The organism is Flavisphingomonas formosensis (assembly GCF_009755815.1).
Classification (GTDB): domain Bacteria; phylum Pseudomonadota; class Alphaproteobacteria; order Sphingomonadales; family Sphingomonadaceae; genus Flavisphingomonas; species Flavisphingomonas formosensis.
Genome location: NZ_WRPK01000001.1, coordinates 586947 through 610983, shown reverse-complemented (window position 1 = coordinate 610983; position 24037 = coordinate 586947). Strand labels below are relative to the sequence as shown.

Annotated in this window: 19 protein-coding genes; 8 read left to right on the top strand and 11 right to left on the bottom strand. The window is 66.5% G+C overall.

Annotated elements, in window-relative coordinates; translation table 11 throughout:
• The 7 genes from GQY20_RS02945 to pdxH all read right to left on the bottom strand — a co-directional run bounded on the left by GQY20_RS02945 (position 1) and on the right by pdxH (position 7032).
• Positions 1-1005, bottom strand: coding sequence for an alpha-ketoacid dehydrogenase subunit beta (locus GQY20_RS02945; protein WP_157216131.1), 1005 nt, complete (start codon positions 1003-1005; stop codon positions 1-3).
• A 171-nt stretch (positions 1006-1176) separates the two neighbouring features.
• A complete protein-coding gene (locus tag GQY20_RS02940; RefSeq protein WP_157215530.1) occupies positions 1177-2448 on the bottom strand; it encodes a 3-methyl-2-oxobutanoate dehydrogenase (2-methylpropanoyl-transferring) subunit alpha in 1272 nt (423 codons plus the stop codon).
• Positions 2449-2609: 161 nt separating this feature from the next.
• Positions 2610-3974, bottom strand: a complete 1365-nt coding sequence (locus GQY20_RS02935; RefSeq protein ID WP_157215529.1) for an ATP-binding protein — start codon at positions 3972-3974, stop codon at positions 2610-2612.
• Positions 3971-4678: a response regulator gene (locus tag GQY20_RS02930; protein WP_157215528.1), complete on the bottom strand. Its 708-nt coding sequence runs from the start codon at positions 4676-4678 to the stop codon at positions 3971-3973. The genes GQY20_RS02935 and GQY20_RS02930 overlap by 4 nt, the downstream gene beginning before the upstream one ends.
• A complete protein-coding gene (locus tag GQY20_RS02925; RefSeq protein ID WP_232475859.1) occupies positions 4675-5358 on the bottom strand; it encodes an EF-hand domain-containing protein in 684 nt (227 codons plus the stop codon). The genes GQY20_RS02930 and GQY20_RS02925 overlap by 4 nt, the downstream gene beginning before the upstream one ends.
• Before the next feature lie 194 nt (positions 5359-5552).
• A complete protein-coding gene (locus GQY20_RS02920; RefSeq protein ID WP_157215527.1) occupies positions 5553-6434 on the bottom strand; it encodes a cation diffusion facilitator family transporter in 882 nt (293 codons plus the stop codon).
• A gap of 10 nt (positions 6435-6444) precedes the next feature.
• Positions 6445-7032 carry a pyridoxamine 5'-phosphate oxidase gene (gene pdxH, locus GQY20_RS02915; protein WP_232475858.1) on the bottom strand — a complete coding sequence of 196 codons (588 nt, stop codon included), beginning with the start codon at positions 7030-7032 and terminating at the stop codon, positions 6445-6447.
• Positions 7033-7153: 121 nt separating this feature from the next.
• Here pdxH and GQY20_RS02910 point away from each other — a divergent pair, with 121 nt between their 5' ends.
• The 4 genes from GQY20_RS02910 to GQY20_RS02895 all read left to right on the top strand — a co-directional run bounded on the left by GQY20_RS02910 (position 7154) and on the right by GQY20_RS02895 (position 15302).
• The gene (locus GQY20_RS02910; RefSeq protein ID WP_157216129.1) at positions 7154-10483 is read left to right on the top strand and encodes a transglutaminase family protein; all 3330 of its coding nucleotides are present in this window, start codon (positions 7154-7156) and stop codon (positions 10481-10483) included.
• A gap of 22 nt (positions 10484-10505) precedes the next feature.
• Complete coding sequence (locus GQY20_RS02905; RefSeq protein ID WP_157215525.1) at positions 10506-13007, top strand: circularly permuted type 2 ATP-grasp protein; 2502 nt, start codon at positions 10506-10508, stop codon at positions 13005-13007.
• A complete protein-coding gene (locus GQY20_RS02900) occupies positions 13004-13915 on the top strand; it encodes a transglutaminase family protein (RefSeq protein WP_157215524.1) in 912 nt (303 codons plus the stop codon). Before GQY20_RS02905 ends, GQY20_RS02900 begins: the two co-directional genes overlap by 4 nt.
• A gap of 175 nt (positions 13916-14090) precedes the next feature.
• Complete coding sequence (locus tag GQY20_RS02895; protein ID WP_157215523.1) at positions 14091-15302, top strand: amidohydrolase family protein; 1212 nt, start codon at positions 14091-14093, stop codon at positions 15300-15302.
• A 61-nt stretch (positions 15303-15363) separates the two neighbouring features.
• Here GQY20_RS02895 and GQY20_RS02890 read toward each other — a convergent pair whose 3' ends face one another.
• Positions 15364-16473, bottom strand: coding sequence for a zinc-binding metallopeptidase family protein (locus tag GQY20_RS02890; RefSeq protein ID WP_157215522.1), 1110 nt, complete (start codon positions 16471-16473; stop codon positions 15364-15366).
• 164 nt (positions 16474-16637) lie between these two features.
• Between GQY20_RS02890 and GQY20_RS02885 the strand changes: the two genes are divergently transcribed.
• From GQY20_RS02885 to aroC, 4 genes are all read left to right on the top strand, one after another.
• Positions 16638-17600, top strand: coding sequence for a DnaJ C-terminal domain-containing protein (locus tag GQY20_RS02885; RefSeq protein ID WP_157215521.1), 963 nt, complete (start codon positions 16638-16640; stop codon positions 17598-17600).
• Positions 17601-17653: 53 nt separating this feature from the next.
• Positions 17654-18541, top strand: a complete 888-nt coding sequence (locus GQY20_RS02880; protein ID WP_157215520.1) for a YihY/virulence factor BrkB family protein — start codon at positions 17654-17656, stop codon at positions 18539-18541.
• Positions 18542-18671: 130 nt separating this feature from the next.
• Positions 18672-19475, top strand: a complete 804-nt coding sequence (fabI, locus tag GQY20_RS02875; RefSeq protein ID WP_157215519.1) for an enoyl-ACP reductase FabI — start codon at positions 18672-18674, stop codon at positions 19473-19475.
• 5 nt (positions 19476-19480) lie between these two features.
• On the top strand, positions 19481-20551 hold the full coding sequence (gene aroC, locus GQY20_RS02870) for a chorismate synthase (protein WP_157215518.1): 1071 nt from the start codon (positions 19481-19483) through the stop codon (positions 20549-20551).
• Between the two features lie 614 nt (positions 20552-21165).
• On the opposite strand, the gene GQY20_RS02865 is transcribed toward aroC, so the two are convergent.
• The 3 genes from GQY20_RS02865 to GQY20_RS02855 are packed head-to-tail and all read right to left on the bottom strand — an operon-like array spanning position 21166 to position 24025.
• Positions 21166-22455, bottom strand: coding sequence for an adenylosuccinate synthase (locus GQY20_RS02865; RefSeq protein ID WP_157215517.1), 1290 nt, complete (start codon positions 22453-22455; stop codon positions 21166-21168).
• A 59-nt stretch (positions 22456-22514) separates the two neighbouring features.
• The gene (locus GQY20_RS02860; protein WP_157215516.1) at positions 22515-23633 is read right to left on the bottom strand and encodes an ATP phosphoribosyltransferase regulatory subunit; all 1119 of its coding nucleotides are present in this window, start codon (positions 23631-23633) and stop codon (positions 22515-22517) included.
• On the bottom strand, positions 23630-24025 hold the full coding sequence (locus GQY20_RS02855; RefSeq protein ID WP_232475857.1) for an endonuclease domain-containing protein: 396 nt from the start codon (positions 24023-24025) through the stop codon (positions 23630-23632). The genes GQY20_RS02860 and GQY20_RS02855 overlap by 4 nt, the downstream gene beginning before the upstream one ends.
• Positions 24026-24037 lie beyond the last annotated feature (12 nt).

Here is a 24037-nt window from a genome sequence, read left to right as displayed (position 1 = left end):
TCAGTCCTGCATGATCTTGTCGAGCGCGAGGCTCAGGCGGACCGGGCCGGGATAATAGGCCCATTCCAGCGAGTGGGGATAAGGCGTGTCCCAGCCGGTGACGCGCCGCACCGGCGCTTCGAGATGGTGGAAGCAATGTTCCTGGACGAGCGCAGAGAGCTCGGCGCCGAAACCCGAGGTCTTGGTCGCCTCGTGCACCACCATGCATCGCCCGGTCTTCTTCACCGAGGCTTCGATCGTCGCCATGTCGAGCGGCACCAGGGTGCGCAGGTCGATGATCTCGGCGTCCAGCCCTTTCTCGGCGACGGCGGCGGCGACGACATGGACCATCGTGCCGTAGGTCAGGATCGTCACATCCTCGCCGGGTCGCACGATCGCAGCCTGTCCGAGCGGGATGCGATAATGGCCGGTCGGCACCGCGCTGGCCGGGTGGCGCGCCCAGGGCGTTACCGGCCGGTCGTGATGGCCGTCGAAGGGGCCGTTGTAGATCCGCTTCGGCTCGAAGAAGATCACCGGATCATTGTCCTCGATCGCGGAAATCAGCAGTCCCTTGGCGTCATAGGGGGTCGACGGGATCACCGTCTTGATGCCCGAGACATGGGTGAAGATGCCTTCCGGGCTCTGGCTGTGCGTCTGGCCGCCGAAGATGCCGCCGCCGAAGGGCGAGCGCACCGTGATCGGCGCGGTGAACTCGCCGGCCGAGCGGTAGCGCAGCCGTGCCGCCTCCGACACGATCTGGTCGAGCGCCGGATAGATATAGTCGGCGAACTGGATCTCGGGCACCGGGCGCAGGCCATAGGCGGCCATGCCGACGGCGACGCCGATGATGCCGCATTCGGTGATCGGCGTGTCGAACACGCGGGTCTTGCCATATTTCTTCTGCAAGCCCTCGGTCGCCTTGAAGACGCCGCCGAAGAAGCCGACGTCCTCGCCCATCACGACGATGTCGGGATCGACGCCCATCTTGATGTCCAGCGCGGAGTTGATCGCCTGGATCATGTTCATGGTGCGGGTTTCGGGGGCGTCAGTCATGATGCGCTCCGTTCGATCCGCATCCCTTCTTCGTCATCCCGGACTTGTTGCGGGATCCATCAGCCGCAGAGTTGCCGATTGGACGATACGCTGCGGCGGATGGATCCTGGCTGTCGTCAGTATGACTGTCTGAGCAAAGCGCCCTCATCGTCCCGACGCCTTCCATTCCTCGGTCATCTCGCCGAGCTGCTCCTCGAGGTGCCAGGGCATTTCCTCGAACACATCCTCGAACATGGTGGAGAAGGGGAAATGCAGCCCTTCGCCGAGTATGCCGTTCTGCTCGGCCTCCTTGGCGGCGGCGCGGACCTCTTCGGCGACCTCGCGGTCCATCGCCGCCTGCCGCTCCTCGTCCCAGGCGCCGATCGTTATGAGATGCTGCTTGAGCCGCGCGATCGGATCGCCCAGCGGCCATTTCGAGCGCTCTTCGGCCGAGCGGTATTTGCTCGGATCATCCGAGGTGGAGTGGCCCTCGGCGCGATAGGTGAAATGCTCGATCAGCGTCGGGCCATGGCCGTCGCGGGCGCGGTCGGCCGCCCATTCGGTCGCTGCGTGGACGGCGAGCGCATCATTGCCGTCGACCCGCAGGCCGGCAATGCCATAGCCGATCGCCCGCGCGGCAAAGGTTGTCGCTTCCGCGCCGGCGAAGCCCGAGAAGGAGGAGATCGCCCACTGATTGTTGATCACGTTGAGGACGACCGGCGCGCGATAGACGCTGGCGAAGGTCAGCGCCGAATGGAAATCGCCCTCGGCGGTCGATCCCTCGCCGCACCAGGCAGCCGCGATTCGCGTATCGCCCTTGGAGGCGGAGGCCATCGCCCAGCCTACCGCCTGCGGATATTGGGTGGCGAGATTGCCCGAGATAGAGAAGAAGCCGGCCGCCCGCGCCGAATACATGATCGGCATCTGCCGGCCCTTCAGCCGGTCGCCGCGGTTCGAATAGACCTGGTTCATCATATCCACGAGCGGCCAGTCGCGCGCGATCAGCAGGCCCTGCTGGCGATAGGAAGGGAAACACATGTCGTCACGGTCCAGCGCATAGGCCGCCGCCACCGACGTCGCCTCCTCGCCCGTCGACTTCATGTAGAAGCTGGTCTTGCCCTGCCGTTGGGCGCGGTACATCCGGTCGTCATATGCCCGGGTCAACGCCATGTGGCGCAGCATGCCGATCAGCCGTTCCGGCGCGAGGCGCGGATTCCAGGGACCGACGGCCTGCCCTTCATCGTCGAGCACCCGGACCAGCGAATAAGCGACCTCCCGGATCGCCTCAGGGCTCACATCCGGGTCGGGACGTGGCACCGCCCCCGCCCGGCCGCGATCGAAGTCCGCAAAATCGACCGGATCGCCCGGTCGGAAACGGGGCTCCGGGACATGGAGGGAGAGAGGCCGCAAATTGCGGCGTGGCTCTTCGCTTGTCATCCTCACCTATCCGTCGCGCAACGCCGGTTTCCGATTCTGGGCCCCGCGTAGCGCCTGCGTCAACGTGCGGACGCCGGATTCGGCGTCATGAAATATAATTACCCCACAGTGGCATAATATTTCAAGCTCTATCTGAAACCGGTGCGGCCCGGCAGGCCGGTTCATTCCAGCCCGGGCAGCTCGCAACGGGCCACGAGGCCACCGCCGGGCCGGTTCGCGAGGGTCAGCGTGCCGCCATGATCGGCGGCGATGGACCGGGCGATGGTGAGACCGAGGCCGATGCCCCCAGTGGTGCGATTGCGCGACGGATCGCCCCGCTCGAAGGGCTGGAACATGCGCTCCAGCTCCTCTTCGGCGAGGCCCGGGCCGCGATCGGCCACGGTGACGGCAATGCGTCCGCCAGTCTCCTGGAGTGCGATCTCCGCCTCCTGCCCATAGGAGAGCGCATTGTCGAAGAGGTTCTGGAAAAGCCGGGCGAGCGCGACCGGATCGCCGAGCATATGGCCACGCCCCTGCGCCGCAAAATGGACTGGACGACCCATTTCCCGATCCACCGCGATCTGCCTGCCGATCAGATCCGCCAGATCGATCGGCACGCGCTCGGCAACATAGGTGGTGCCTTTGACGAAGCCGATCGTGGCGGCAACCATCGCGCGCATCTGCTCGATATCGGCCTGTACCTTCTCGCGCACGCCCTCGGGCGCTGCTTCGATGCGGAAGGCGATGCGGGCGAGCGGCGTACGCAGATCGTGGGCGATGGCACCGATCATAGCGGTGCGCTCCCGCACATAGTCGGCCAGGCGCTGCTGCATCTGGTTGAGCGCATGGGCGGTGACGCGCAGCTCCGCCGGCCCCTCCACCGGCACCGGCGGGCCGAAGGGATCGTTGCCCAGCCGGTCGGCGGCATCGGCGAAGCGGCGGATCGGACGGGTCAGCCGCCGCGCGAAGAACCAGCCGGCCGGCAGCAGCAGCATCGACGAGAGCGCGAACCAGGTGATGGTGCGCTTCTGCCAGTTGCTGAGCGCCGGCTTGGGCGGCGTCTGCGCGACACGCCAGCCCTTTCCGGTATCGTAGGCCGCGACGATGGTGTTGAAGAAGATCGGCTCGCCGCGGCGCATCGGCACCGGATCGCTGCCCAGCCGGCTGAACGGGAAGCTGCTGCGCTGATCCGGCTCGTAGAAGAAGCGCACCCGATCGGTGCCGACGCCCATGCGATCGGCCAGACGCGCGGTGAAATCGGGACGGCTGGTCATGCCGTCCGCCAGGACCGGCGCGAGGCGCTGCGTGGTGATGATGAGCCCGCGCTCGCGTTCCCCACGTCCTCCCCTTTCCCCGCCCCCGCGATCGCCCCGATCCTGTCCGATCAACGCTTCGGCAACATCGCCCAGGCGATTGAAATCCGGGCGTGGCGGAGGAAGGAAGAGGATTTGCGAGGTCGCCACGATCAGCGAGACCGCAAGGCTGGCGAACAGGAGCAGGAGCGTCTGCCAGAAGATCGGAAATCCGCCGGGACGCCGGCGGCTCATTCGCCCTCCACCTTCAGCGTCATCATATACCCTTCGTTGCGCAGCGTGCGGATCGGATCGTCCGGGCCGAGTTTCTTGCGCAGCCGGCTGATCGTGACGTCGATCGCCCGATCGAACACCTCGCTGTCGGCGCCCTTGGCGGCCTCGATGATCTGGTCGCGGGTCAGCACGCGCAGCGGCCTGTCCAGAAAGACGCTGAGGATGCGGAACTCGGCGTCGGTGAGCGAAGCCGTGGCACGGCCCGGATAGCGCAGCTCGCGCCGCACCAGATCCAAGGTCCAGTCCCCGAAGCGCCGCATCGGCCCGCCGCCGCCGGCCTGCGCCTCCTCGCGCCGGCGCAGCACCGCGCGGATTCGCGCCAGCAATTCGCGTGGGTTGCACGGCTTGGCGAGATAATCGTCGGCGCCGACCTCCAGCCCGATGATCCGGTCGGTATCCTCCCCCATCGCCGACAGCATCACGACCAGCGGGCCGCCCGGGCGGCGCAGCCGTCGCAGGATGGACAGGCCGTCCTCCCCGGGCATCATCAGATCCAGCACGACGCAGTCGAACCGGCCCAGGGCGAGACGGCTGTCCATCTCCGCGCCGTTGCCGGCCGCTTCCACCATCATGCCGTTATTGCCGAGAAATTCACTGACCAGCCCGCGCAGATCGGCATCGTCGTCGACGACGAGCACGCGCGGGGCGGCAGCGCCGTCGCTCATTTGCCGCCCTGCTGCTGCAGCTTGGCCGCGCAGGCGATCCCCTCTTCCTGCGCCGGCGTGTGCGGCAGGGTGGCGAGGGTCAGCACGCCGACATGGGCCGTGTCGATCAGGCCGAAGCGCCTGATCGCGGCAGCATGGAATTCCCGCGCGGAAACGCCGCGGTTGAAATCGGAATCGGCCGAAGCGACCGGCTGCGGAATGTTGAGGAAAGACCAGCTGCCCGCGCCCATCGGGCCTTCGAACACCGGATAGGCCGGCTCCGGCGGCGCCTCGCTGTCGGAATCGCTGGCCTTGCTCTGCTCTTCCTTCCAACGCCCGCCGCCAGGTCCGCCGCCCATGCGGAACTGGGCCACCTCGGGCACCTTCGTTTCATAGGCGCTGATCTCGGCGGGATCGATCTCCCCGTCGTGATTGAGGTCCAGCGTGTTGAAATAGGCGTCCGATTCGGCGACGAACTCGCCGACCGTCAGCTTGCCGTCATGATCCGTGTCCGCCTTGGCGAACCAGGCCGCCACCGGATAGGGCACGCCGGGCCCCGCGCGGAACGGCTCGCCCATCGGCGAAAGAAAGAGCTGCTGGGCATTGGGCGAGCAGCGCGGGCCGCTCTTTTTCTTGGCCTGTCCCGGCCCCGCCTGAGCAAGCGCCAGCACCATGAGCGAAACGACCGCGATCCTGTTCATCTATTGCCTCCTCCGCGCGACGACCGATAGCTCAACATCACGCGTTTCGCCGCCTGAAATAGCGGACATGCGGATGCTTCGCGCGCAAAGGCCGGCATGAGGCCCGCCCCGTTTCCCCTCATCATGCCGCCATATCTAATCGCGCGGCCTTGCCGGTCGATTTCAATGCTGAAACATGAGATGCCGGTGGCCGATCAAGACCCCGCGAGGCGGCCGTCATAGCCTTCGGGATCGGGATGGATCAGCACTTCCACGCCCGGAAATTCCTGCTGCAGCTTAGCCTCGATCTCGTCCATCACGCGATGCGCGTCGACCACCGTCATTTCGGGGGCGACCCAGACGTGAAACTGCACGAAATCGCGCGTGCCGCTGGTGCGTGTGCGCAGATCGTGGATGCCGCGCAATTCGGGGTGGCGCGCAGCGGCGGCGAGGAAGCGCTGCCGCTTCTCCTCGGGCCATTCGCGATCCATCAGCTGATCGATGGCGGTCGCCGAGGCGCGCCATGCCCCCCACATCAGCCACAATGCGATGCCGACGCCGAACAGTGCATCCGCCGCCCGAATGTGGAGATATTGATCGAGGACCAGCGCGACGATCACCGATCCATTGAGCAGCACGTCGCTCTTATAGTGTATATTGTCGGCACGGATCGCGATCGAGCCGGTCGCCGCGATCGCCCGCCGCTGATAGGACAGGAGGGCGAAGGTGGCGGCCAGCGCGACGACGGAGGCGACGATGCCATATTCGGCATGGCCGGTCTGTGCCCCCGCCGCCAGCTGCTCGATCGCGCGAAAGCCGATGCCGAGCGCCGAGAGCGAGATCAGCACCACCTGAAACAGAGCAGCCAGCGCTTCTGCCTTGCCATGGCCGAAGCGATGATCGTCATCGGCCGGCGTCGCCGCCACGCGCACGCCGAACAGGGTGACGAGCGAGGCGACCAGATCCAGCCCCGAATCGGCAAGCGAGCCGAGCATCGCCACCGAGCCGGTCGTGAGCGCGGCATGCGCCTTGAGCAGGATCAGCAACACGGCGACGGCGACGCTGGCGAGCGCCGCCCGGGCGGCGATGCTGCTCATGCGCGCGGCGTCATGGATAGAGCAGCCCTTCGCCCCAGCCCGCGCCCGTGCGGGTGAACAGCCGGCGCTCGTGCAGACGGTGGGCACGGTCCGTCCAGAACTCGATCCGCTCCGGCACGACGCGAAAGCCGGACCAGTGCGGCGGCCGCGGCACCGGCTTGCCGGCGAACCGCGCCTCCTTCTCGGCAAAGCGGCCTTCGAACAGGTCGCGCGAGGCGAGTGGCCGGGATTGATCGGACGCCCATGCGCCGAGCTGAGAATCACGATGCCGCGACGCGAAATAGGCGTCCCCCTCCGCATCGCTCACGCGCTCGATCGGGCCCTCGATGCGGACCTGTCGGCGCAACGACTTCCAATGGAACAGCAGCGCCGCCCGTGGCGTGGCGAACAGCTCGCCCGCCTTCCGGCTTTCGAGATTGGTATAAAAGACGAAGCCGCGCGCATCATGGCCCTTCAGCAGCACCATGCGCACCGAAGGCTGGCCGTCGGCGCCCACCGTCGCCACGGCCATCGCATTGGGATCGTTGGGCTCCTTGGCGACGGCCTCCGCCAGCCAGATTTCGAAAAGATCGTCGGGGTCGGTGCGCTCCATGCTCATTGCTTCCCTCTACAGGGATTTCGGGGCGGGAGGAAACTGTGTCACGATTTCTTTGCATGCAGCCGTGTCTTTCGCGACAGGAATGTTGCGCTGCAACAGGAGCCATGTTCTATATCTCGTCATGATCCAGGCGGCGCTCCACCACGTCACATCCTACACCTACGATCGGCCCATCATGCTGGGCCCGCAGATCATCCGATTGCGGCCCGCGCCGCACAGCCGCACGCACATTCCCAGCTATTCGCTGAAGATCGCGCCCGAGAATCATTTCATCAACTGGCAGCAGGATCCGCACGGCAACTGGCAGGCGCGGCTCAACTTCCCGGAGCCGACGACGGAGTTCAGCGTCACCGTCGACCTGATCGCCGACCTGGTCGTGATCAACGCCTTCGACTTCTTCGTCGAGGACTATGCCGAGAACCGCCCCTTCACCTACACCCCGGCGCTGTCCGCCGATCTCGCCGCCTATTTCGAGTGCGAGCCGCAGGGGCCGCAGTTCGAGGAACTGGTGGCCGAATTCCTCGACGTGGAGAGCCGCACGGTCGACTTTCTCGTCGCCGTGAACCAGGCGGTGAACCGCAAGGTCGGCTATATCATCCGTCTCGAACCGGGCACCCAGTCGCCCGAGGAGACCTTGTCGATCGGCACCGGATCCTGCCGCGATTCGGCCTGGCTGATGGTCCAGCTGCTGCGCCGGCTGGGCTTTGCGGCACGTTTCGTCTCGGGTTACTCCATCCAGCTCAAGCCCGACGTGGTGGCGCTCGACGGCCCGAAGGGCGTGGCGGAGGACGTGGTCGACCTGCACGCCTGGGCGGAAGCCTATGTCCCCGGCGCCGGCTGGATCGGCATGGATGCGACGTCCGGCCTGCTGGCGGGCGAAGGCCATATCCCGCTGGCGGCGACGCCGCACTATCGATCGGCGACCCCGATCGACGGCAGCTTCAGCTTCATCGGCGAACCGGCGAAGAGCGAATTCCATTTCGAGATGGAGGTGCAGCGCATTGCCGAGGCGGTGCGCATCACCGCACCGTTCACAGATGCGCGCTGGCAGGCCGTGATGGCGCTGGGCGACCAGGTGGATGCCGATCTGGTGGCGCAGGACGTACGGCTGACCACGGGCGGCGAGCCGACCTTCGTCTCTGCCGACGATCCGGAGGCGCCGGAATGGAATGGCGATGCGGTGGGGCCCACCAAGGCGCTCTACGCCGACCGGCTGATCCGCAAGATGCGCGATCGATTCGCGCCGGGTGGGCTGATCCACCACGGCCAGGGCAAATGGTATCCCGGCGAGAGCCTGCCGCGCTGGGGCTATTCGGTCTATTGGCGGACCGACGGCGTCCCGGTGTGGCGCGATCTGGACCTGATCGCGCGGGACAGCGAGACACGGCCCGATTTCGAAGCCGCGGGCCGCTTCCTCGAGGCGCTGGCCGACGGGCTGGGCGTCGGCGGCGGCTTCGTCGAGCCGGCTTATGAGGACGGCATCGAGTGGGCGGTGAAGGAAGCCTCGCTGCCGGAGAATGTCGATCCCACCGATCCCAAGATCGAGGATCCCGAAGCGCGCGAGCGGATGGTCAAGGCGTTCGAGCGCGGTCTTTCCAAACCGGTCGGCTACGTGCTGCCCATCCAGCGCTGGCAGGCGCAGGTGCGGCCGGGGCCGATGCGCGGGCCGCGACGCGGCTGGCGATCGGAAAAATGGAAGGTGCGGCGCGGCAAGCTGTTCGTCGTGCCCGGCGACTCGGCGCTGGGCTATCGCCTGCCGCTGGGCTCGCTGCCCTATGTGCCGCCATCCCAATATCCCTATCTGCACGTCCGCGACACCACCGAGCCGCGCGAGCCGCTGCCCGATTTTCGCGAGCAGCGCGTCGAGCGTATGGCGGAAGCGGAAAGCTTCGCCGGACAGGACCGGGTCGAGCAGCGCATCATCCAGGGCGCGGTGCGCACGGCGATCACGGTGGAGCCACGCGGCGGGCATCTCGCCGTGTTCATCCCGCCGACCGAGACGCTCGAAGATTATCTGGAGCTGATCGCCGAGGTGGAGGCGACGGCCGAGGCGACCGGCATGCCGGTGCGCATCGAAGGCTATGCGCCGCCGCCCGACCCCCGGCTGCAGGTGCTGAAGGTGACGCCCGACCCGGGCGTGATCGAGGTGAACATCCAGCCGGCGGGAAGCTGGCGCGAAACGGTGGACATCACCGAATCGCTCTATGCCATGGCGCGCGAATGCGGGCTGACGGCGGACAAGTTCATGGTCGACGGCCGCTCGATCGGCACCGGCGGCGGCAACCATATCGTGCTCGGTGGGCGCAGCGTGAACGATTCGCCGTTCATCCGCCGGCCCGACATGCTGAAGAGCTTCCTGCTCTACTGGCAGCGCCACCCCGCGCTCAGCTATCTCTTCTCCGGCCTGTTCATCGGCCCGACCAGCCAGGCGCCGCGCATCGACGAGGCCCGCCACGACGGGCTCTACGAGCTGGAGATCGCGTTGGCGCAGGTGCCGGCGCCTTATGAAGGCGAGGCACCGCCGCCCTGGCTGGTCGACCGGCTGTTCCGCAACCTGCTCGTCGACGTCACCGGCAACACGCACCGCACCGAGATCTGCATCGACAAGCTCTATTCGCCGGACGGGCCGACCGGGCGGCTCGGCCTCGTCGAATTCCGCGGCTTCGAGATGCCGCCCGAGGCGCGGATGAGCCTGGCGCAGCAGTTGCTGCTCCGCGCGCTGGTCGCCTGGTTCTGGCGCGAGCCGCAGCAGGGCGGGTTGGTGCGCTGGGGCACGACCTTGCACGATCGCTTCCTGCTGCCCCATTTCGTCTGGGAGGACTTCCTAGACGTGCTGACCGACCTCCGGCAGGCCGGCTATGATTTCGATCCCGCCTGGTTCGAGGCGCAGCGCCAGTTCCGCTTCCCGATGCATGGTAGCATCGTCGCCGGCGGCGTGACCCTGGAGATCGCCCATGCGCTGGAGCCCTGGCACGTGCTCGGCGAGACGGGCGCGATCGGCGGCACGGTGCGTTATGTCGACAGCTCGACCGAGCGGCTGCAGGTCCGTGCGATGGGGCTGGTGCGTGGGCGCCACGTCATCGCCTGCAACGGCCGCGCCGTGCCGTTGATCGAGACCGGCGTGCCCGGCGAAGCCGTGGGCGGCGTGCGCTATAAGGCGTGGTGGCCGGCCAACTGCCTGCATCCGCAGCTGCCCGCGCAGGCGCCGCTCACCTTCGACGTGCTCGATCGCTGGAACGGTCGATCGCTCGGCGGGTGCGTCTATCATGTGGCCCATCCAGGCGGACGCAACTATGACACCGTGCCGGTCAACGACTATGAGGCGGAGTCGCGTCGCAAGGCGCGCTTCCAGTCCCATGGCCACACACCCGGCAGGGTTGCGATGCCGGCAGAGGAAAAGGCGAGCGAATTTCCGATGACCCTCGATCTCAGAACGCCGCCGCCGCGCTGACGCCATGCTCGGGGGTGAGACTATGGCGGAGCTGCCCGGCCTGCCGACGCGGGTCGAAGGCTGGATCGCATCCTACCTGGCGCAGGCCGGGGAAGGCGACGTCATGCGCGGCGACATGGGCCGGGGCGCGCGCTGGTGGAACAGCCTGCTGGAGGGCGTTGCTGGCCTGACCGGCGGTCGCCTCGCGCTGCTGCAGGAACGGGTCGAGCGGCAGATCAACGAGATCGGCACCGCTTTCCGCCTGCCCGACGAGAGCGAGGAGCGCCCCTGGCCGGTTTCCGCTCTGCCCCTGCTGATCGGCGAGGACGAATGGCGCGGTATCGCCGAGGGCGTGACACAGCGCGCGGCGCTGCTCGAAAGCTTGCTGGGCGATATCTATGGTGAGCAGAAACTGGTAGCGGATGGTGCGCTGCCGGCCTCGCTGGTCGCCGGCAGTCCCCATTTCTGGCGCTCGATGATCGGCATCGATCCGCCGGGCGGCCACCGACTGCACATTTATGCGGCCGATCTCGGCCGCGGGCCGGACGGCGAATGGCGCGTGCTGGCCGATCACGTCCGCGCACCGACCGGCGCGGGATATGCGCTGGAAAACCGGCTCGCCGCCTCGCGCGTGATGGGCACGCTCCAGCAGAGATTGCATGTGCAGCGGCTCGCGGGCTTCTTCTCTGCCTTTCGCGACGGGCTCGCCGCCGCCTGCAATCGCGCTGATCCGCGCATCGGGCTGCTCACCCCGGGCCGCTACAATCAGAGCTATGCCGAGCAGGCGCATCTTGCGCGTTATCTCGGCCTGCTGCTCGTCGAGGGCGAGGATCTCGCCGTCCGCGAGGGGCGGCTCTACGTGCGAACCATCGAGGGGCTGAAGCGGATCGACGCGCTCTGGCGCAGGATGGATTCGCGCTTCATCGATCCGCTTGCCTTCGATGCCACCTCCGCGATTGGCGTGCCGGGCCTGATGGACGCTGTCGCCAACGGCACGGTGATCGCCAATGCACCGGGGGTAGGTGTGGTGGAATCGACCGCGCTGGGAGCATTCCTGCCGGTGCTCGCACGACGGCTGACGGGGCAGAATCTGCTGCTGCCCAATATCGCGACTTGGTGGTGCGGGCAGGAAAATGAGCATGCGCTCGTCCGCTCCGACATCGACCATCTGCTGATCGCGCCGGCCTTCGGCGGACGGCCGGGCGGGTTGCGCGACGGGCGCGCGCGGCTCGGTGCGGAGATGGAGGGCGAGGCGAGGCGCCTGCTGATCGAGGATATGGAACGGCGTCCGCAGGATTATGTCGGACAGGAAGTGGTGCGGCTCTCCACCATGCCCGCGATGCTGGCCGAGGGCACGCCCCTGCCCCGCCCGTTCACTCTGCGCGTCTTCGCCGCACGTGACGGGGTCGGCAACTGGGCGGTGATGCCCGGCGGCTTCGCGCGGCTGAGCGATACCGCCGACATCCGCGCCGCGGTAATCGGAGAGGGTGCCTTCTCTGCGGACGTATGTGTCGTCGCACACAAGCCGGTGGAGCAGGTCTCTCGCCTGCCGGCGGGCGGCAAGGTCGCTATCCGGCGCAATCCCGGAACCCTGCCGAGCCGCGCCGCGGACAATCTCTTCTGGCTCGGCCGCTATCTCGAGCGAGGCGAAGCCTCGCTGCGTCTCGTCCGCGCTGCGCTGGGCGGCACGATCGATGCGGACAGCGGCGCGGCGCTGGCGCCGGAAACCGCGAAGCGCGTTGCAACGCTGCTCGTCTCATCGGGCGCCGTGCCCGAAAAGGAAGAAGGCGAAGGCATTACGGACCACGGCGACGTGCGTGCGCTCGCCGAGGCGGCGCTGGACGGCCGCGGTATCGCCAGCGTGAAGACGCTGCTGGCCACGGTGCGCGCGATCGGCGAAGGCACGCGCGACCGCCTGTCGGCGGAGGTGTGGCGACTCCTGGACACCGGCCCGCCGCCCGAGGGCGCCAAGGATAGCGGTGCGCTGCTGGACCGCACGACCAGACTGCAGGAGCGCTTCTCCGCGCTCGCCGGACTCGCCGCGGAAAATATGGGCCGCACAGCCGGCTGGCGGTTCCACGATCTCGGCCGTCGGATCGAGCGCGGCGTGCTGATCTGTCGCCTCCTGCGCACCTTCGCCCCGGACGAGGCGCTGGCCGACGATCTCACCACCCTGCTTGATCTATGCGACAGCCAGATCAGCTACCGCTCGCGCTATCTCTCCGGCCTCGCGCTCGAGCCGGTGCGCGACCTGATCGCGCTGGATCCGTTCAACCCGCGCTCGCTCGCCTATCAGGTGGAACGTATCGGCTGGCATCTCGGCGTGCTGCCCAAGCTCAGCGACGACGGCATGCCGGAGGAGCACGACATGATCGCCGCCGATCTCGCCGGATCGATGGCGACGGCCACGGCCGCGCGGCTGAGTCATACCCGCATCGTCACGATCGAGAACAAGTTCTATGCGCTGTCCGAGGCGATCAGCCGCCGCTTCTTCCTGCAGGGCAGCGAATCGCTGCGCGCGGCTGGCATGACGCGGCTCGCATGATCTACGCGATCCGCCACACCACGCGCTTTCTGTACGAAGCGCCGGTCCGTTTCGCCCGCTGCAACCTGCGCCTGCGGCCGATCGACTGGGACGGCCAGAAGCGCGAGCGGTACCATCTGGATATTACGCCGCACGCGACGATCAGCACGCCCCTGCCCTCCGGCTATCCGGCGAACACGGTGCGCGTGGTGGTCGACGCGCCGGCGAGTGAACTGGTGATCGAGAGCCGGTCGCGTATCGTCGTAAACCGGCCGATGCCGCAGATCCTTCCGGACGATCCCAGTGTGGGTGAGATCGCCCGGCTGGCGCGGCAGGTGCGCGATCTGTCGATGACTGCGCCCGCCAATTACATGTTCGCCTCGCCGATGATCCCCATCGAGCCGAGCATCGTCACCTGGTGCGCCGAGACGGTGAATCGGGACGACGGCATCGTTGCCGCCTGCTTCGCACTCGCGAAGCGAATCAAGGCGGAATTCCGCTACAAGAGCGGGGTAACCGATACGGACACTGCACCGATCGATGCGTTCGACCGGCGCACCGGCGTGTGCCAGGATTTTGCGCAGATCATGATCTCCGGCCTGCGCGGCCTCGGCCTGCCCGCCGCCTATGTATCGGGCTATCTGCGCACGCTGCCCCCGCCCGGCAAGCAGCGGCTGGTCGGCGCGGATGCCACCCATGCCTGGGTACTCGTCTGGTGCGGCCCGGCGCGCGGCTGGATCGGCTTCGATCCCACCAACGGCATCATGATGGCCGGCGACCACATCGTCGCCGCCGTGGGCCGAGACTATGCCGACGTCTCGCCGATCGACGGCATCTTCCTGGGTCGCAATGGGCAGCGCGTCGACGTCTCCGTCGATGTCGAGCCGATCGAGGAAGAGACACCCCGTCCGACACGCAAGCGCCGCTGACGCTCCTTCGCTCGCTCCCCATGGGGAAGGCGATCAATGTGTTTATGGCCCGATTTGCTGTCGGCGGCGCAGCCACGCGCTTGCCGCCGCCCCACCCTGCGACTAGCCTGACAGACCAGTCAGGGCCAAGGTCCTGCAATCGGCGTCCGCCCGAGCGGCGCCTATGGAGGATAGGATGAGCGACACTTTTGCCGAAATCGCGCAGCGCCCCGTGGATCCCCTGTTCGAAGGGATCAGCGTGATCGACGTCGACACCCATTATAGCGAGCCGCACGACCTTTGGACGTCGCGCGCTCCGGCCGCGCTCAAGGATCGCGTGCCGCAGGTGAAGGTCGTCGATGCTGAGACCGGTCAGAAGAGCTGGTTCATCGACGGCGACAAGTCGATCGGCTTCGGCGCGACCGCCGTCAGCACCATCCGCCCCGACGGCACCCGTTCACGCGGCATCGACTTCATCAACTGGACGATCGACGACGTCCACCCCGCCTCCTGGCATGTGAAAGAGCGGGTGAAGGCGATGGACGCAGTGAATGTCCATGCCCAGATCCTCTATCCCAACGTGCTCGGCTTTGGCGGACAGGAAGGCGCGAAGGTGGATCCCGACCTGAGGCTCGCCAGCGTCGAGATCTACAATGACGCCATGGCCGATATGCAGGACGAGTCCGGCCAGCGTATCTTTCCGATGATGATGCTGCCCTGGTGGGATCCGCATCTCGCCGTCGCCGAGATCGAACGCATGGCGAAGCGTGGCCTGCGCGGCGTCAATATCAACACCGATCCGCACACCCATCCCGGCCTGCCGGACCTCGCCGATCCCCATTGGGATCCGATGTGGGCCGCCTGCCAGGATCATGAGCTGCCGATCAACTTTCATATCGGCGCCAGCTCGGCCTCGATCGACTGGGTGGGCGAGATGCCCTGGCCGTCGCAGGACATGCCGATGCGCCATGCATTGGGCGGCGTGATGCTGTTCTTCGGCAATGGCCGGGTGATGGCGAATCTGATCGTCAGCGGCGTGCTGGATCGCTTTCCCAAGCTACAGTTCGTCTCGGTCGAAAGCGGCATCGGCTGGATTCCGTTCCTGCTCGAGGCGCTCGATTACCAAGTGATGGACGGCCAACCCGACAATAAGCTGAAGATGCTGCCGAGCGAATATTTCTCGCGCAATTTCCACGGCTGCTTCTGGTTCGAGAAGCGCAACCTCGCTACCTCGGTCCGTGCCGTGGGCGTCGATCGCGTGATGTTCGAAACCGATTTCCCGCACCCGACCTGCGTCTTCCCGGAATCGGCGGATTTCGTGAAGAGCGGTCTCGCCGAACTGAGCTGGAATGAACGCAACCAGATTCTCAGCCTGAACGCGCGGCAGCTCTACAAGATCACGGTATAGACCCCGGCTCCCCCGTCATCTCGGCCATTCGGGATGACGGGGAATCCAGGCAATGATTGCCTCATGCCGCTTTCGCTTCCTCCTTCTCCTCCACGCTCCCGCCCTTCGCCGCGCGCTTCAGCAGGCGATGGATGTAGTCGAGCTTGGCGATGATCGTTTCCGAGAGATTGAAAGGATAGAGATCCGGCTGGCCCATTGCCCGATTGATCGCATTTTCGGCGAACGCAAAAGGGCCCCATTCGGCGACCAACTGGCTTGTCTCGGCACGGTAGGGATCGAAATCGACCGACGGCTGCCCCTGCATGCCCGGCCATTTCGTCATCCGCATGCCGAAGCCGTTGAGCGTCGCCAGCGTGTCGACGATGTGCATCAGATGCGCGAAGGTTTCGGCGAAATCCTCCCATGGATGCATCGTCGCATAGGCCGAGACGAAATCGGTCGACCAGCCGCAGCTGCCGTCGCCATAATGGCGCTGCATTGCCTCGTCATAGCTGATCCGCTCGTCGCCGAAGAGCTGGCGGAAGGCCTCTACCTCGGGCGTATGCTGGATCAGCCGCTCCCAATAATAATGGCCGACCTCATGCCTGAAATGGCCGAGCAGCGTGCGGTAGGGCTCGCCCAGCTCGGTGCGCATCCTCTCGCGCATCACATCGTCCGCTTCGATCAGGTTGAGCGTAACGAGGCCCGCCTCATGGCCGGTGGTGATCTGCACCGTCCCGGTCTCTTCCGCGACCGGATCATAGAGGAAATCGAAGGCGAGGCCGACGCCGGTGCCCTTTTCGGCCGCTTCCGCCGGCGTCTCGATCGGCAGTTCCATGTGCAGCAGCGTGTGGAACAGGCGGCGCTTGGCGGCTTCTATCCGCCCCCAGCGTTCCGGTACCACCGGCGCACTAAGATCGGGGATGGTGCGATTGTGCCGGCAGGCCAGGCAGAGCGTCCGCTCACCCTCGACCGGCACCAGCCAGTTGCACACTCCATATTCGTTGTTGTTGCCGCAAACGACGACTGGGTGCGCCTCGCCCTGCGCGTCACGCCAGGTGGTGGCATTGTCGCCGAGGAAGAGGAACTGGTCGCTCGCGGGGTCGTAGCCGAGCGTGAAGGCGCAGCTTGGGCAGACGCGTGCCTCGAAATGGAGCAGGCGCGCGCAATTTGGGCAGGCATGGGGAGCCACGATGAAGATTTCCTGTTGGTTGCCGCGGCCCAACGCGCAACGGGACGATATGTGCCCTTGCGCTTGGCAGCACCCGTCCACATCTAAACTGTTGCCAAAATGCAACAGCTCATTATGTGGCTTCGGCATTGTTGCGTGACTGATTTTGGGCGAAATGGTGGTTCATGGCCGATCTGTACGAACGATTGGGGGTTGCGCGCGGGGCCGACGAGGCCGCGATCAAGAAGGCGTATCGCAAGCTCGCCAAGGAACTGCATCCCGACCGCAACCAGGACAATCCCAAGGCTGCCGAGCGTTTTTCGGAAGTGACCGCGGCCTATGACCTGCTGTCCGACAAGGACAAGCGGGCGCAATATGATCGTGGCGAGATCGACGAGCAGGGAAATCCGAAATTCGCCGATTTCAGCGGGTTCGGCAGAGGTGGTGGCCAGCGCGGAGGCGGCTTCCGGTCTGGTCCCGGCGGCTTCGAATTTTCGGCCGAAGGCGCCGACATGGGCGACATTTTCGAAGGCCTGTTCGGGGGCGGTAAAGCGCGCGGCGCGCCGGGAGGCGGCTTTGGCGGAGGTTTTTCCGGATTCGGCGGCGGCCCGCGCCGGCCCGCCAAGGGCGCGGACGTAGCCTATCGCCTGCCCGTTTCCTTCGAGGACGCAGCCGCGCTGAAGCCGCAGCGCGTCACCCTGTCGAGCGGCAAGACGATCGACCTGAAGCTTTCTGCCGGCGTCGAGAGCGGCACGCAGATGCGGCTGGCCGGCCAGGGCGAACCCGGTCCCGGCGGCAATGGCGATGCGATCGTGACGATCGAGATACAGCCGCACCGTTTCTATCGCCGCGACGGCGACGACATCCGCCTGGACCTGCCGATCACGCTGCGCGAGGCGCTGATGGGCGGCGCGGTGAAGGTGCCGACGGTGGACGGCGCAGTGATGCTGACCGTCCCCAAGGGCTCCAATTCCGGCAAGACGCTGCGGCTCAAGGGAAGGGGCTTCCATAAGAAGGAGGGCGGCCGCGGCGATCAGTTCGTCACGCTGCGCATTGACATCCCCGTCGATGACGAGGCGCTCAAGACGTTCGTCGAGGGTTGGGATGCGGAGGCGGAACGCAATCCGAGGTCGGGGCTGGGCGTCTGACGCCCGACGTCTCCCCCGAATCGCCCGAGGAGCGTAGCCGGCGCGAGCGGAGCATGCGCACCTCGGCCCGGCACCAGCTGCAACGGCTGAGGCCCGGCACGCGAACGCTGGCGGTAATCAAGCGCGTCGCCGTCGGCGTCTATTCCGACGGTTTCATCCACGCCGGCAACCTTGCCTATCTGACGCTGCTGACGCTGTTCCCCTTCTTCATCGTCACCGCGGCGCTGGCCCGCATCCTCGGCCGCAGCGAAGATAGCCGGCTGGCGGTATCCTCCTTCCTCGACACCGTACCGCCGAGCGTCGCCGAGCTGCTCGCAAAGCCGATCGGCGACGTGCTGGCGGCGCGCACCGGCTCGCTGCTGTGGCTCGGCGCACTCGTCGGCCTGTGGTCGGTAGGCAGCTTCGTCGAGACGATCCGGGACATATTACGCCGTGCCTATGGCACCAAGGCGTCCCGCGCCTTCTACCATTATCGGCTCGGGGCGGCGTTCATCACCATCTGTTCGGTGATACTGGTGCTGATGGCGTTCAGCGCGCAGGTAGCGCTCACTGCCGCCGAACAATTTATTTACCGGCTGCTGCCCTTTGCCAGCGAGGTGGCGGCATGGGTGGGCATTTCGCGCCTCGCACCGGCGGTCGTGATGTTCGGCGCACTGTTCGCGCTGTTCTACACGCTGACGCCGATGAAATACCGCACGACGCCGCGCGCGCCGAAATGGCCGGGGCCAGCCTTCGTCACCGCCTGGTGGTCGCTCACTACCGTCGCCTTGCCAGGGGTACTCTCGCAACTCGGCGGCTATGACCGCACCTATGGCAGCCTGGCGGGCGTCATCGTGACACTGATCTTCTTCTATCTGATCGGGCTCGGCGTGGTGATCGCGGCGCATCTCAACGCCGCGCTGGCGGAATCGCCCGAAGCACAGCCTCCTCCGCCGGCATGACGGGAAGGCCACGCTGCCGCGACCTCCTTCCCGATGTCGCGTCGTCAAAGCGGAAAACCGGTTCCCTCTTTTCCGTGCGATGCTCTAAAGGGAGCGCCAACGCGCTGCTGAGTGAATAGAAGGAGGTCCGATGGGCGAGCTCATGAAAGGAAAACGCGGGCTCATCATGGGCCTTGCCAATGATCGCTCGCTGGCCTGGGGCATCGCCAAGCATCTCCATGCCGAAGGGGCGGAGCTGGCCTTCAGCTATCAGGGCGAAGCGCTGGAGAAGCGGGTGCGCCCGCTGGCGACCGAACTGGGTTCCAACTTCCTGATCGATTGCGACGTGTCGGACATGGCGGCGCTGGATGCCGCATTCGACACTCTGGCCGTGCGCTGGCCGACGATCGATTTCGTCGTCCACGCGATCGGCTTTTCCGACAAGAACGAGCTGCGCGGCAAATATGTCGATACCAGCCTGGACAATTTCCTGCTGACCATGAACGTCTCCGCTTATTCCTTCGTCGCGGTGACCAAGCGTGCCCGCGCGATGATGCCGAATGGCGGGTCGATTCTGACGCTTACATATTATGGCGCCGAGAAGGTGGTGCCGCATTACAATGTGATGGGTGTCGCCAAGGCGGCGCTGGAAACCAGCGTCAAATATCTCGCCATGGATCTCGGCCCCGAGAATATCCGCGTCAACGCCATCTCGGCCGGCCCGATCAAGACGCTGGCCGCGAGCGGCATCGGCGATTTCCGCTACATCCTGAAGTGGAATGAGCTGAACAGCCCGCTGCGCCGCAACGTCACGATCGAGGATGTCGGCGGCGCCGGCGTCTATTTCCTCTCCGACCTGTCGTCCGGCGTGACCGGCGAGATCCATCATGTCGATGCCGGCTACAATGTGATCGGCATGAAGGCCGAGGACGCGCCGGACATCGCGCTGGCCTGAGCGCGATGTCGTACAACAGTTTTGGGCGCGTCTTTCGCTTCACGACATGGGGAGAGTCGCACGGGCCGGCACTGGGCGCGGTCGTTGACGGGTGTCCGCCGGGGCTCGCCTTGTCCGAAGCCGATATCCAGCCCTGGCTGGACAAACGACGACCAGGTACGTCGCGTTTCACTACGCAACGACAGGAGCCGGATCAGGTGCGCATCCTCTCCGGCCTGTTCGAGGGGAAGACGACCGGCACGCCGATCAGCCTGATGATCGAGAATGTCGATCAGCGCTCCAAGGATTATTCGGAGGTGGCGCTGGCCTATCGGCCCGGCCATGCCGACTACGCCTATGACGCCAAATATGGCTTTCGCGATTATCGCGGCGGCGGACGCTCTTCCGCGCGCGAGACCGCGGCGCGGGTGGCGGCAGGCGCGGTCGCGCGGCTGGTGATCCCCGAGGTGCGCATCCGTGCCTATCTCGTCGAGCTCGGCGGCGATCCAATCGACCGCGACGCATTCGACGATGGCGAGATCGACCGCAACCCCTTCTTCTGCCCGGACGCCGCAGCGGCGGGGCGTTGGGAGGCGATCGTCGACGGCGCGCGCAAGGCCGGTTCGTCGGTGGGCGCGATCGTCGAATGCGTCGCGGAGGGCGTGCCCGCGGGCTGGGGGGCACCGCTCTATGCCAAGCTCGACAGCGAGCTGGCCGCCGCGCTGATGTCGATCAACGCGGTGAAGGGCGTCGAGATCGGTGACGGCTTCGCCGCCGCCCGGCTGACCGGCGAGACCAATGCCGATCCGATGCGGCCGGGCAATGACGGCAAGCCCATCTTCCTTGCCAACCATGCCGGCGGCATTGCCGGCGGAATCGCGACCGGGCAGCCGGTGGTGATCCGCGCGGCGCTGAAGCCCACTTCCTCCATCCTCACACCTGTCGAGACGATCGGACGCGATGGCCAGGCCGCCGATATCCGCACCAAAGGGCGCCATGACCCCTGCGTCGGCATCCGGGCGGCGCCCGTAGTGGAGGCGATGATGGCTTTGGTGCTGGCCGATCAAAAGCTCCTTCACCGCGCACAGATCGGCTGAGCGCGAACCAAGAAGTCATTAACTCAGGGAAAGTGACGGAACACCGGTCTGAGCCCCCCTGTTGATGCCGCAAGAACAGCATCATGAGGAGAGCTGAGATGAAGTCGATGATGATTACTGCGCTACTCGTCGCCCTTCCCTGCGCGGTTCACGCCCAAGTGAGCGGCGGCACCAGCACCAGCGGGAGTGCGACGGGCCAGACGAGTACATCCGGCACAAGCTATGGATCGTCGGGTGGCTCCGCCCAGCCCGGCACGGGCACGGGCACGGGCATGGCCACGTCAACACAGACACCCGACTCGAACAATCCGAACGGCAACCACCCGAGCAGCTCAAGGCGCGATCGCACGCATCGCTCGACGACCGGAACCGGAATGGGAACCGGCACCATGAATGACGGCCGCACTACCGGTGCCGGGACGACCAATGAAGGTGGCGTCGGCACGGGAACCACCACCAGCAAGCCGACGGACACCGGTGGGACTGGGACTGGGACTGGGACTGGGACTGGGACCAGTGGCGGAAGCAGTACTACGCCGCAATAAACCCTTCGAAAACGCCGCCGAGGCCACCGCGGCCGGTCTCCCATTGGAAGACCGGCCAAATGCGGTCGATCAGTCGGCGAACGGATCGCGCACCAGGATGGTGTCCTCGCGCTCCGGGCTGGTTGAGACCAGCGCCACCGGGCACTGGATCAGTTCCTCGATTCGACGGATATATTTGATCGCCTGGGCGGGTAGCTGTGCCCAGCTGCGCGCGCCCTGGGTGGATTCGTGCCAGCCGTCCATCGTCTCGTAGATCGGCTCGACGCGGGCCTGGTCGGCAGCATGCGGCGGCAAATAGTCATAGGTGCGGTCGCCGATGCGATAGCCGGTGCAGATCCGCACCTCATCGAAGCCGTCGAGCACGTCCAGCTTGGTGAGCGCGATGCCGGTGATGCCCGACACGGCGGCCGACTGGCGCACCAGCACCGAATCGAACCAGCCGCAGCGGCGCTTGCGCCCGGTGACCGTGCCGAATTCGTGGCCGCGCGTGCCCAGCCGCTCGCCCGTCTCATCCTCCAGCTCGGTCGGAAACGGCCCCGCGCCGACCCGCGTGGTATAGGCCTTGACGATGCCGAGCACGAAGCCGGCCGCCGATGGGCCGAGCCCCGAACCGCCCGCAGCCGTGCCGGCGATGGTGTTGGACGAGGTGACGAACGGATAGGTGCCGTGATCGATGTCGAGCAGCACGCCCTGCGCGCCCTCGAACAGGATGCGGTCGCCCCGGCGGCGCGCTTCGTTGAGGGTCACCCAGACCGGCTTGGCATAGGGCAGGATGAACGGTGCGATACCGGCGAGATCGTCCATCAGCCGGGCGCGGTCGATCGGCGGCTCGCCGAAGCCGGCGCGCAGCGCGTCATGATGCGCGCAGAGACGATCGATCTGCGGTTCCAATTCGCCGAGATGGGCGAGATCGCACAGGCGAATCGCGCGGCGGCCGACCTTGTCCTCATAGGCCGGGCCGATGCCGCGGCGCGTGGTGCCGATCTTGCCGGAGCCGCTGGCGTCCTCGCGCAGCCCGTCGAGATCGCGATGGAAGGGCAGGATCAGCGGGCAGGTCTCGGCGATGTGGAGATTGTCCGGCGTGATCGTCACGCCCTGGCCGGCGAGCTTGGCGACCTCTTCCTTGAAGTGCCAGGGATCGAGCACGACGCCGTTGCCGATCACCGAGAGCGTGCCGCGCACGATGCCCGACGGCAACAGGCTGAGCTTGTAGGTGTTGTTGCCGACGACGAGCGTATGGCCGGCGTTGTGACCGCCCTGGAATCGCACGACGACATCTGCGCGTTCCGCAAGCCAGTCGACGATCTTGCCCTTGCCTTCATCGCCCCATTGGGCGCCGATGACGGTAACATTGGCCATACGCTATTCTTCCTTCTTGATCTGTGCCCGACGCGTGACCGAGGCGCTCCGCCCCCGGCTCAGCGCGCCTGCAGCGGGACCGGCGCGGTGCCGTCCCAGCCATGCGTGCATCCGAGCGCGCCCGGCTCGTCCCGATCCGAGAGCGCGGCGATAGTCGTCCACCCTTCTGCGCGCAGCGCCCGGCCCACCGCAGGATCGATGCCCAGCGGGAGGAAGACGGTGCGTCGCGGCTCGATGCCGAAACCGGCATCGACCAGCGGATCGAGATAGAGCGAAAAGCCGACCGCGGCCTCCTCGCTGCCGTCGGGCCGCAGGATGGTGTAGGTGCCGCCGCGTCCGATCTCGCCGGAGAGCCCGCGGCCGAACAGCGAGAAACCGATCCAGCGCTGATATTCGAAACCGTGCCGCTCGGTGGGGTCGAGGGTCAGCGCGGCGCGACTGCCCACCGCTGCCACCACCGCATCGATCGCCTCGAGCCGCGAATCGAGCGCCTGGCCGAGATCGAGCGCGCGCAGCCGCTCTAGCGCGGGGCCGACCGGTCCGGCCGCCGAGATGAACGGCAGATAGGCCTCGGCGCCCAGTGCGGCGAGACCGCCGGCATCCTTGGCATCCAGCATGTCGCGCACCGCATCGATCCGCGTGACCGGCATCGGCCCGGCGCTCAGCGTCTCGACGAGATCCGGCAAGGTGAGATCGACCGAGATGCCCTCGACCCCCGCGACCTCCAGCGCCTCGATGGCGAGCAGCACGATCTCGATTACTGCCGCGATATTGTCGTTGCCGATCAGTTCGGCCCCCGCCTGCACCAACTCGCGCTCCGGCCGAAGCTGCGTCGCACGCAGCTTCAGCACCGGGCCGCCATAGGCCAGGCGCAGCGGACGGGCATGATGGCCCATGCGCGTGGTGGCGATGCGGCCCACCTGCCCGGTAATGTCCGGCCGGAAAGCCAGCGAGCGTTGCGACACCGGATCGACGACACGCAACAGGTCCTGCGCCCGCGCGGATTTGAGGCGGCCGATCAGCCCCTCCTCGAACTCCGCCAGCGGCGGCGCGACGCGCGCATAGCCATGCCGGCCGATCGCCACGATCACGCGATGCAGCAGCCGCGACGCAGCCTCTGCCTGGGGCGGGAGGCGATCACGGAGTCCTTCGGGAAGCAGGCCGGGTGCGATGGTCACTGCCCCCTCTCCCCTGCGGGGAGAGGGGTGGGGAGAGGGGACGCCGCAGCCAAAGCCACGCCGATCGCCTCGATCACCCCCTCGGGATTGTCCATCACGTCGCCATTGGTGAATCGAATCACCCGATATCCTTGTCGTTCGAGATACTGTGTCCGCGCGGCGTCATACTCGACTTGGCGGCCATGTGTATCCCCGTCGATTTCGATGATCAGCCGCCGCGAGCGAGCCGCGAAATTTACGATATAGTGGGTTATCGCAACCTGGCGGGTGAATTTGACGCCGTCGAAGCGGTGAGCGCGAAGCAAGGCCCATAGCGTTGCTTCGGGCGGCGTCATGTTTGTCCGGAGGGCGCGGGCGTGCGCTTTAAGCGTAGGGTCGATTGGTTCGCGCACGCCCCTCTCCCA